The organism is uncultured Gimesia sp. (assembly GCF_937910335.1).
GTDB lineage: Bacteria > Planctomycetota > Planctomycetia > Planctomycetales > Planctomycetaceae > Gimesia.
Window position 1 is genome coordinate 1 of record NZ_CALEMX010000250.1, and the last position, 10,010, is coordinate 10,010.

The window sequence follows — 10,010 nt, forward strand, 5'->3', positions numbered from 1 at the left end:
TGTGATTACAGGGGACGATAAGCGTGCTTTATCATGGTTGTTTTACCTTCACTAATTCGACAAACCGGAAAGGACGATGTGGGAACCGGGCATCCTTATTGATTCAATAGCAGAAGGAATTATAAATTCCATACCACCAGAAAAGCGAGAAGCCATGCGACAGGCTGAGTTGGAGAGGCTGAAAACCGAACCGATCACAGTAAGGGAACTATCTAAGAGGTTTGGCATCAGTACAAAGGATATGAGCTCAAAACTATCTAGCATGGATGGGGCGGTGAAATCCGGCAATAAATGGCGTGTTCCAGCCAAAGAGTTACCCCTGCAATTCTTTGATCACAGTAAAGCTCAGGAAGCTCCTGAACCAGCCCCCCGGAAACGTCCTGAACCAGACCTCTATAACAAGAGAACAGTCTACTCAGCAGGTGAATTCTCATTTGATCCTTTGCCAAAGAACGGTTTTTCCGTGATCAGCGATATTGTCACCACTAGTATTGAAGCCATTATCGAGCTGAAAGCTAGGGGAGAGAAAGGGGTTGCTGCAGTCCCATCATCTGCAGGTCCTAGCATAGAGGTAGAGAGTCTAGGAATAGAAAAGACACTGACGCACAAAAACAACTTCAGTGTGATTCACTACGATGGAGAAACTTATTATCTTAGCAGGTTACGTGCGGCATGCTTTAGGGTTATGTGGGAAAACCAATCTGCTGGACGTCCTCCAATGAAAGATCTTGAGATCATCGTAGAAGCAGACGAAGCGTCAAGTACTACACGTCTTCGGGATGTGTTCAAAGGACAGCAGATCTACGGCAAGGTAATAGTTGACGTTCCAGGTATGCCCGGATACAGACAATTAGTTAATTTTTAACCAATTTTTATTTCCCCCGATTCTCCCCCGATTTCTCCCCCGATTCTCCCCCGTACGCCTGATATAAAAAACACCAACAGCAGTCAAAGCAGTTTTGACTGCAACTCACACAATACTGTGAAAACGAGGTGAATCATGGCGCAGGCGGCAGGACAAAAAGACAAGCAGAAACACAAACAAGGGCAATCGATTGAGCCTCAGACTCTCTATTCTTTGGAAGAGTTTAAGTTGGCTTCAGGAATGGGAAACTGGGCATTGCGTCAAGCACGTAAAGCCGGTTTAAAAATGCTCAAAGTCGGAAATCGTAAGTTTGTAAGAGGCTCAAGCTTTATCGATTTCCTTGAATCCACAAACGGCAACAGCCCCGAAGCGGTCTAGGCTTCGGGGCTGTTTTCAATCAACACATATCCTTATCAGGGGACAATACCATTATGATGAGTGAAAAGCAGAAATCAATCCCATTACGTAAAAGCAAGTTCACATTTTCAAATATTGAACTGACAAATACAGAACCTAAGCAGGTCACAGTCAGTCTCTTATTCCCCGGTCATTTAATCAGTTATGAATCGACGATGACCGGTAAGCAGTTCCGTGCATACGGGCAATTTCAGTCCGTGATTGCCTTAGAGCATGGCATTCAGCCTTACGTGGTCGAGGTCGAGCAATCGCGATGTTCCAGGCAACGGGCTTTGATCTGGCGTGAGTTCATTAACTTTTATTTACCTGAATTGGGATGAGGTATATCTATGAAAAAATTAAACACTAAAAGCGTTCCTTTAAAATCTATGTCAAAGTTTGTTTTAAGAAGACCGGCCAGGGTTGGAACGGTTTATCAAGAAACTGAAGATAAATTTATTGTAGATGTTATTCAGCTAGTCCCAGAGGGCTTTGCTATGAGTCACCCATTAACCGCTATTTTGAATATCGATGTTATGTGTGATGAATTGAAGTTCTATAAGCACTATCTGAAAACTTATGGTGTCTCTCTTCACTTCCCAGACTATGAAAACAGCAGCATGGAATGGGCTTCCTATGTATTTTCGGCAATGCCAGAAGACCTAAGTGAGGTGACAGCATGAATCAGGTAGTACATAACATCAATTTACAGGCAGCGCTTGAGTACGCTGGTAAAGGCATAAAAGTCTTTCCTTGTGTACCAGGTGACAAGAAACCGCTTGGCTCTCTTGCTCCGCATGGCTGCAAAGATGCGACAACGGATGAAGAAATTATCGTTACATGGTGGGAAGCCGAGCCGACTGCAAATATCGGGCTTTCTACCGATGGGTTACTAGTCGTCGATATCGATGGACATAACAACGAGTGGTTGACCAATAGCGAGAAGTTGAGCGGATTATCTGACGGTGCTATTTCAGAAACTCCTAGCGGTGGTCGTCATTATGTCTTTCTAGGTGATGAAGAACTACGCAACACAACAGGCACACTGGCCCGTAACGTCGATACAAGAGCGAATGGCGGTTATATCGTCGCTGCTCCAAGTGTGGTGAATGGTAAGCCTTACAAGTGGCTTGACGGGTGCGAGTTGGATTCACGCGACAATCTAGCGACTGTTCCTGATTGGATTATTGAGAAGCTCGATACAACGAACAAGGCCCCTGTAAAGCTGGAGGGAAACACAATCCCGCATGGAGTCCAGCAGGATACCCTGATTCGAATCGCCGGGTCATTGCGGCGTATTGGACTTTCCTTCAATGAAATAAACGCAAGTTTGCAATTGATAAATCTTCAACGGTGCGAGAAACCAGGCACAGAGAAAGCAATTGAAGACATTGCCCGAAGTGCAGCACGTTACGATCCCGATCAGGTCAGCGTTGCTTTTATTGAAGATCATTATTCCCAATTGCAACTAGAAGACCCAGAGGAACGATTGACGTTCATTTCTGCAAAGGAATTCAATGAAGGTGACTATTCAACCGAATTCCTGATCAATGGTGTTCTCACAAGAGGCCAGCCTTGCATTATGGCAGCGCAAAAGAAGTGCCTTAAAACAAACATAGCTATTGATATGGCGGTAAGCCTTGCGACCGGTACCCACTTTCTGGGGAAGTTTCCTGTTCCAATCCCAGTCAATACGGCAGTTGTTTCCTGTGAATCAGGAGAGCCGACTCTTCAGGAGACTTTTCGACGAGTTACCAAAAGCAAAAACCTACTTCCTAGCAATGTAGAGAATCTTCATTTCTGCTTTGATACTCCATCTTTGCAAAATGCAATTGATGTTAATTTTATCCGTCAAACAATCGAGGAACTAGAGATCGAAGTGCTTTTCATTGATCCCGTTTACCTCTGTATGAGTTTGGGGGATAGTGCCAGCAATCTTTTTTCAGTGGGGGAGAAGCTTAAGCCGCTTTCCAATCTGGTACAGGAAACAGGCTGTACGATTATCCTGATTCATCATACCCGTAAAACAAGAGACGGTAAGGATTGGAATGAGCCACAACTAGAGGAAATCGCTTTTGCTGGCTTTCAAGAATTCGCTCGTCAGTGGGTGCTGCTTGGGCGCCGGGATGCTTATAAGCCAGATATCCCCGGACACCATAAGCTGCATTTCGTTGCTGGTGGCTCTGCAGGCCACTCCCAAGCGTGGGCTTTAGATATCAATGAAGGATCCATTGACGATCCAGGCGGGCGAATATGGGACGTCAGACTGTTTCCTGCACAGGAAGCCAGAGCAGAAAAGCAAACCGCCAAAGAAAAACGAAAGAAGGAGCAGAACGAAGCTCAATTTGAAGAAGATATGAGAAAGGTTGCCGAAGAGCTTCAGTCTTTCGATGTCCCCGTTACCGCTACTAAGGTTCGAGATAATACCAACCTCACGACACCACGAACCAATTCAGCACTGGCAAGGCTTGTAAAAATGGGCAAGGTCACTTCAGAAGAATTGAAGGCAAAAAATGGTCGGCATTATGACCATTACACTTTGGTCTCAGATACAGCGGGTACAGCGGGTAGCAACGGGAACGAACAGTGTTTACCCGCTTCCCGCTCAACTCAAAGCAGCAAAGGGAACGGTACCCCTTATAAAGGGTACCTTCCCGTTACTGTGTTTGATCACGATGGTACAAGTCTTAAACAGGATGATTGTCAGAAAAGCTTACCCGTTGATTTGAATGAAGCTTTTCCAACAGATTCCGAAAGCGAATATTTTTAGAAGGGCAGACCAATGCCTTGCCTCTGTTATGGTCGGGGTATCTGTTTTATTTAAGTTTAGCAATCAGGAGAAAGCGAGATGGTGAGTACAGTTTTTCAAATTGAAGTAGAGCCGGTGAATGATTTCATTACGGTTGAGGGGCTCGAGGTGAAGCTTAGGCGCATGGCGGGCGGGGTTGGATTGCGGGTTCTGTCAGCACGACAGGTTGAAGTCGAAGAGGAAGCGAGCATACAGGCACGTCTATTCTCTGGCAGGGAGTCGGGGCAGACCGAAGGGGTGAGCAGCAAGGGTGTGCATTGAGACACTTGGGTCCTTGGAAAACGATTTAACGCGTGGCATGTGTTCGGAATGCCGAAAATTTCTGTCAATAGTGAGCAAAATATGGATTCGTCTTCTTCTAATTTCAATGAGCGTTTTGAGGTAGCAACTCAAGCGGAGTGTGCAAAGTTTTTCGGGCTGTCCTCTCGAACAATTCAGATATGGATAAGCGAAGGATGCCCGGGACAAAAGGGGGCCTACCCATTAGACGCGATGCTGCAGTGGGGGAAGAACAATAAGTGGTGCAAGTCATCAGATCCGTTATTGGCAGGCGGCGACAGTGACAATCTGGAGCGTTACAGGGGCGTGAAGGCTGATCTAGCTGAGATCGACCTGCAAGAGCGTCAAGGGGAGATGGTCAACATGACTGCTGTGAGACCTGCCTTTATTACGTCACTCGGTTTCATGAAAGCAGCTGGCGAGCAACTAGACAGGCAATACGGCAATGATGCGCTGAATATCCTGCTTGAAGCGTGGGAGAATGCAATCAATCACATTAAGGACGCGTTTGGCGACGACGAAACGAACGAGTAACAAAAACTATTAACATTGAAGGAAGAGAAAACATGAATCAGCGTATTCCTGCAAGAGAACGAGAGGCCTATCTAAAATCAATGCAATATTTTCGGGCGTCTGCAGACCGACTGACTGATCGTTTCGGTAAAGAGGCCGGTGATATGCTCATTGAGGCAATCGAGGAAACAGAGCGTTTGATTAAAGAGATTCAGGTTGATGGTGAATCAGCATGAAAACAGACGGGAATTCCTGAAGAATGGCTAATGGATCCACAGCGGAATTGAGGCAGTATCTCCCAAAGGCTCATTTTGAGACTTTGGTGAAACATAGGCGTTTTTGCCTTGTTTTGTCGATTGTCCATTTTGGACTATCGAGAGAATCACGCAAGGCAATATTGACAATCGAGAGAGAGGGGAAATAGAATGCGGGTCCGAAAAGCCGAAAGGCATGAAATATTGTTTCCGAAAAACAAAGAAATAACCAAGATTCTATGCTCTTGCGCAGAGTGGTCTAACCGTGAGGCGACCAAGGCGGCATTTCACCGCCTCGGATCTGTGTGTGAGAGCATAGAATTTTTGCTTTTGTACTTCGGTGCAAAAAGAAAGGCTCTGATATGAGCACTTCAAACGTTACCCCCTCTTGCGTCTGCAATCCCCACAACAGCCAGCCAGTAGAGCAGCTCTACCAGCGATCAACCAACTGGCCGGAAATGGAAGCAGTAGAACCTCCCCCCATTGGCAAGCCACTAGGTGACATTCTCAGCGTTGACTTGCCCCGTCAAACAGTGCCTATCTATCTGATAACAATTCCCGCATCGGCTCGATGGGTGCCTACAGGATGGAAGACTCCCCCACCAAACGCGAAGAACTTCAAAACTGAGGGTACGGCGTCCGAAATTGCAGCGATGCTAAACCGGGAACGGATCGACAAAAGCAAAGACGGATACGTGCAGCACTGGTTTATTAGAATTCTGACTCCGGGTAGTAAGACTCACACAATCGTCAGCGTTAATATTCCACGTTGGAAACCAAAACACGAATTCGATATGCCTCCTGCATTCATTCGCGTTGATGGACCAATAGAGCAAACCCGGCAAATCATCGGGCAGTTGAATGAACGGCTCTATCAAGGCCCATACGAGGATATCCAGCGGGCATACATTGCTTGTCCGTTGCGACCATCAAGGGCTTGTGAACAGCCAGAAGAACAACCATTGGAATGGGAATAGAGGTGTCTTGGTTTCTCCCGTCTGGCAATAATGGTCAGGCGGGGGATTCTTCGACACACGTCTGAGAACGTCACAGGATTGGCTGTAACGCGATGAAATGAAATACGATGTTTACTACTCGGAAACGAGGCACTTTAAAGGAGAGTTGAAGCTATGGCAGTGATTAACGTTGGACTAACAAAACGAAAGAATAGCAACAATTACCAGATGCGATGGGTTGATCCCGATACTGGCCGGGAGACTTGGAAAAGCACAAAGACCAATATCAAACGTGAAGCCGAACGCATTAAGAACCAGACGGAAAAGGAACTCAACGAAGGAACATTCTATAAGGTTGTGAAAACTAGCTGGCAGGATTTCCGAGAGCGATACGAAACCGAAGTAGTACCAGGCATGGCAAAAAACACAGCGAAAATCATTTCCGTTTCATTCAATCACGTAGAGCAAACGATCAACCCTAAGACATTGAAGCAGATTAACGGGAATTCACTCAGCAAGTTTGTGAAGCAGCTACGCGAAAAGGAATTGAAAGACATCTCAATAAAGGACTATCTAGCACACCTTAAATCATCCCTGAACTGGACAAAGTCTGTCGGACTGATCAACGTTGTGCCAGTATTCCCAAATCTGAAGCGAGCCCGATCAGAGAAAGCAATGAAAGGACGTCCTATCACATTAGAAGAATTCGAGCGTATGCTTGATGCTGTTCCCAAGGTAATAAAGATGGTGCGTAGTACCAAAGAGGATAAAGCGAAAGTGGTCGAGTCATGGAAATTCTATTTGCGCGGTCTTTGGTACTCTGGATTGCGTCTAGCTGAATCTCTGGAATTGTACTGGGATCAGGAAGACAAACTATCGGTTGATTTCAGCGGCAAGTATCCAATGCTGAGGATTAGGGCTGAATCGGAGAAAGGCAATAAAGACAGGTTGCTCCCTATCGTTCCCGAGTTTGCCGAGTTCCTGCAGGAAGTACCAAAAGACCAGAGAACCGGCCCGGTATTCAATCCACTCTCTGGATGGGGTAGCCGAAATCAAATGACGCCTATGACGATATCTAAGAAGGTTGCCAAGATCGGAAAAAAGGCAAACGTTGCAGTGAGTGACGATAAGTTTGCATCGGCTCACGATCTTAGACGGTCTTTCGGGGAGCGATGGGCTCAACTGATCATGCCTCAACAGCTAATGCAATTGATGCGGCATGAGAGCATGGAAACGACTCTCAGATTCTACGTTGGCCGGAATGCAGAGAAGGCAGCAGAAGCGATTTACGAGGCATTCGAGGCGCGTCCCTGTAGCAGTTTACGTAGCATTTCCAAAAATGATGCTAAACCAGAAAAAGAGAAAAGCCACAACACGTTATAAATTAGCACTTTACGATTCTCGGATCACTGCCTATACAAAAAGGGCGGTTGATCTTGGATCAACCGCCCTTCTGCAGTTTCAATTTTCAATTGCTGAAAATCCTTCTGGCATCGCTTTGACTAGTTGCTGACACAAGTCTTGGGCGCCGGTGCAGTGCATGTCTTTGGTGCGGGGCAGCAGACAGTCACTGGTACCTTGCGACAGACTTGTCTTGGCACACATCGAGTTTTGGTGACACAAACCGTTCGTGGCACACATTTCGTTCGCGTTACATACCGCGTGCAGCAAACTTTCTGACAAGTGGTGTAAGGAACTTTGCGAGTACAGGTTTTTTGCTCATAGCTACAGGTGGTGTAAGGAACCTTGCGGGTCCGGCATTCTGAAACCATGGTGCAAGTGGTATAAGGAACCTGCTTGGTCACGCATTCTTCTTTCCAGCAGCAAGTCGTGTAAGGCACTTTGCGAGTACGACATTCACGTACCATTTTGCATGTAGTGTAAGGAACCCTCTTGGTTCGTGTTTCACACTCATGACGGACACATGTGTAAGGTACCTTCTTGGTAATCGTACAGGGAACTCGCTCACATACTGTGTAAGGAACCCGCTCAGTTTTGCACTCGCGTTTATAGGTAGTGCAGCAAACTTTCCTGGTGATAGTCTTAGGACACCAGATTCGTCGGCATACAGTGGTTCCGGGACATTGAACCTTCACTGTTTTGCAGCATCCGGGTTTGTAAATTGGGCAGCAGGAACTGCAATCGTATTCCCACGTTCCAGGTTCACAGATGCATTTTTCAACAATCGGACCGGGACAATGTTCGGTCGTTGTTTTCCATTCACCACAGCAGACTTCAACATCGTGCCAGGTATGAACGGGCTTGCAAGTAGTACGACATACATCACGGTAACAGGTTTTATAGTTCGTTTTGTAAATCGTGCAGCAGACATCCCGATAGTGAGTTTCACAAATCGGACGTCTTACAGTGTAGCAGACATCTCGGTAACAGGTGTTGTAAACCGGCTTGCAGACTGTGTAGCAGACATCCCGGTAGCAGGTGTTATACACGGGCCGTCGGCGTTTGCATGTGACAGTACGATAGCAGGTTTTGTAAACGGGACGGCAGACTTTATAGCAGACATCTCGATAACAGGTTTGATAAACAGGCTTGCAAACCGAATAGCATTCATCACGGTAGCAAGTCTTGTAAACATTCTTTGAGTATTGAACGGGAACTTTTTCGCAGATTGTATCATACACTGTTTTTTGACAGGTATAATTCTGCTTTTCCCAGACGGTTTCTACGACAGTTTTGTAGCAGGTACTTGAGCATTCTTTGGCAGCACTGTAATCGCCACAAGAAGTACACGCTTCTGTGGGACAACAGTTATATCTACCAGCTCCCAGGTAGCCTGCCTGGGCATTCTCTCCAAAGCAGGCCATAATCATGGCGACCGCCAGAAGGGGAATCCAGGTTGTATTTTTCATTGGTCTATTCCTCTACTAATTCATTTCAGCAAAATTAATTGAAAACTGGGGACAGTTAAAATCTACTTCGTCATCAAACTCAACTTTACTTAACAGATACACCCATTTCTCCGCAGCTTACTACCTATCCTCTTTCCATTGGACAACATAAACCGATCGATCATTACAATCGATACTCGTTTCTATTGTGCTAATTGTGCTATAGGTTGAATATGTGATCATTGCCTGTTCTTTTCATGCTTTGTCTCACTTGCAAATCGACTTAAACTCCGTGATAGTAATCTTCAAAAGCTACTGGAAGAATTACAGATAAGACTCGATGAATGATTCAGTGACTGTTATCCTCAAAAAGACCAAAGAAACCCTTCAATCTTTTTTCAATAGTAAAGTGAGATGTTTAAATGAAGTTTGCCATTTGTCAGGAATTGTTTGTTGACTGGGACTGGGAAAAACAGTGCGATCTGATTGCCGAAATCGGCTATCAAGGGATCGAGTTAGCGCCGTTCGCATTTGCCGACAGTCCTGCTGAAATTTCTGCGGATCAGCGCGCGTTTATCAAACAAACGGCTGAAGAGCGGGGACTGGAAATCATTGGCCTGCATTGGCTTCTGGCAAAAACTGATGGGTTACATTTGACCACTTCTGATGCCGCTGTCAGACAAAAGACCTCAGACTACCTTGTTGAGCTCGGAAATCTGTGCGCTGATCTAGGTGGAGATTTAATGGTATTTGGTTCTCCCTTCCAGCGTAATCTGGAAGAGGGTATGTCGCGTGATCAGGCTTATGCAAACGCTGCTGAGGTATTTCGAAACTGTTTACCTGCCATTTCTAAAAGGGGCGTACGGATTTGCATGGAACCGTTAACGACTAAAGAAACGGACTTTGTAAACACTTGTGCGGAAGCGGTCGAGCTGATTGACATGGTTGAAGCAGACAATTTTGTACTGCATCAGGATGTGAAAGCGATGTTAGGCGCGGAAACGGATCCAATTCCTGATCTGATTCGCAAATATGACAGCAGAGTTGGACACTTTCACGTGAATGATTCGAACCTCCTGGGACCCGGGA

12 protein-coding genes are annotated in these 10,010 nt (G+C 46.0%); 11 read left to right on the forward strand and 1 reads right to left on the reverse strand.

Annotated elements, in window-relative coordinates; translation table 11 throughout:
* The first annotated feature begins 76 nt into the window (after nucleotides 1-76).
* The 10 genes from Q0668_RS10055 (at nucleotide 77) to Q0668_RS10100 (ending at nucleotide 7,455) form a co-directional block, all read left to right on the forward strand.
* Nucleotides 77-865, forward strand: a complete 789-nt coding sequence (locus Q0668_RS10055) for a hypothetical protein (protein WP_298863715.1) — start codon at nucleotides 77-79, stop codon at nucleotides 863-865.
* Nucleotides 866-1,000: 135 nt separating this feature from the next.
* On the forward strand, nucleotides 1,001-1,243 hold the full coding sequence (locus Q0668_RS10060; protein ID WP_298863718.1) for a hypothetical protein: 243 nt from the start codon (nucleotides 1,001-1,003) through the stop codon (nucleotides 1,241-1,243).
* A 53-nt stretch (nucleotides 1,244-1,296) separates the two neighbouring features.
* Nucleotides 1,297-1,602, forward strand: a complete 306-nt coding sequence (locus tag Q0668_RS10065; RefSeq protein WP_298863721.1) for a hypothetical protein — start codon at nucleotides 1,297-1,299, stop codon at nucleotides 1,600-1,602.
* A 9-nt stretch (nucleotides 1,603-1,611) separates the two neighbouring features.
* Nucleotides 1,612-1,944 carry a hypothetical protein gene (locus Q0668_RS10070; protein ID WP_298863724.1) on the forward strand — a complete coding sequence of 111 codons (333 nt, stop codon included), beginning with the start codon at nucleotides 1,612-1,614 and terminating at the stop codon, nucleotides 1,942-1,944.
* Nucleotides 1,941-4,031: a bifunctional DNA primase/polymerase gene (locus tag Q0668_RS10075; protein ID WP_298863727.1), complete on the forward strand. Its 2,091-nt coding sequence runs from the start codon at nucleotides 1,941-1,943 to the stop codon at nucleotides 4,029-4,031. Before Q0668_RS10070 ends, Q0668_RS10075 begins: the two co-directional genes overlap by 4 nt.
* A gap of 162 nt (nucleotides 4,032-4,193) precedes the next feature.
* Nucleotides 4,194-4,331: a hypothetical protein gene (locus Q0668_RS10080; protein WP_298863732.1), complete on the forward strand. Its 138-nt coding sequence runs from the start codon at nucleotides 4,194-4,196 to the stop codon at nucleotides 4,329-4,331.
* Between the two features lie 48 nt (nucleotides 4,332-4,379).
* Complete coding sequence (locus Q0668_RS10085; protein ID WP_298863735.1) at nucleotides 4,380-4,883, forward strand: hypothetical protein; 504 nt, start codon at nucleotides 4,380-4,382, stop codon at nucleotides 4,881-4,883.
* Nucleotides 4,884-4,915: 32 nt separating this feature from the next.
* On the forward strand, nucleotides 4,916-5,098 hold the full coding sequence (locus Q0668_RS10090; protein WP_298863738.1) for a hypothetical protein: 183 nt from the start codon (nucleotides 4,916-4,918) through the stop codon (nucleotides 5,096-5,098).
* A gap of 380 nt (nucleotides 5,099-5,478) precedes the next feature.
* Entirely contained in the window at nucleotides 5,479-6,093 is a 615-nt protein-coding gene (locus Q0668_RS10095) for a hypothetical protein (protein WP_298863740.1), read from the forward strand.
* Nucleotides 6,094-6,246: 153 nt separating this feature from the next.
* The gene (locus Q0668_RS10100) at nucleotides 6,247-7,455 is read left to right on the forward strand and encodes a site-specific integrase (protein ID WP_298863743.1); all 1,209 of its coding nucleotides are present in this window, start codon (nucleotides 6,247-6,249) and stop codon (nucleotides 7,453-7,455) included.
* 119 nt (nucleotides 7,456-7,574) lie between these two features.
* On the opposite strand, the gene Q0668_RS10105 is transcribed toward Q0668_RS10100, so the two are convergent.
* Nucleotides 7,575-8,942, reverse strand: a complete 1,368-nt coding sequence (locus Q0668_RS10105; protein ID WP_298863746.1) for a hypothetical protein — start codon at nucleotides 8,940-8,942, stop codon at nucleotides 7,575-7,577.
* Between the two features lie 401 nt (nucleotides 8,943-9,343).
* On the opposite strand from Q0668_RS10105, the gene Q0668_RS10110 reads away from it, so the two are divergent.
* Nucleotides 9,344-10,010: sugar phosphate isomerase/epimerase family protein (locus Q0668_RS10110; RefSeq protein ID WP_298863749.1), on the forward strand; the 667-nt coding region annotated here is incomplete at its 3' end.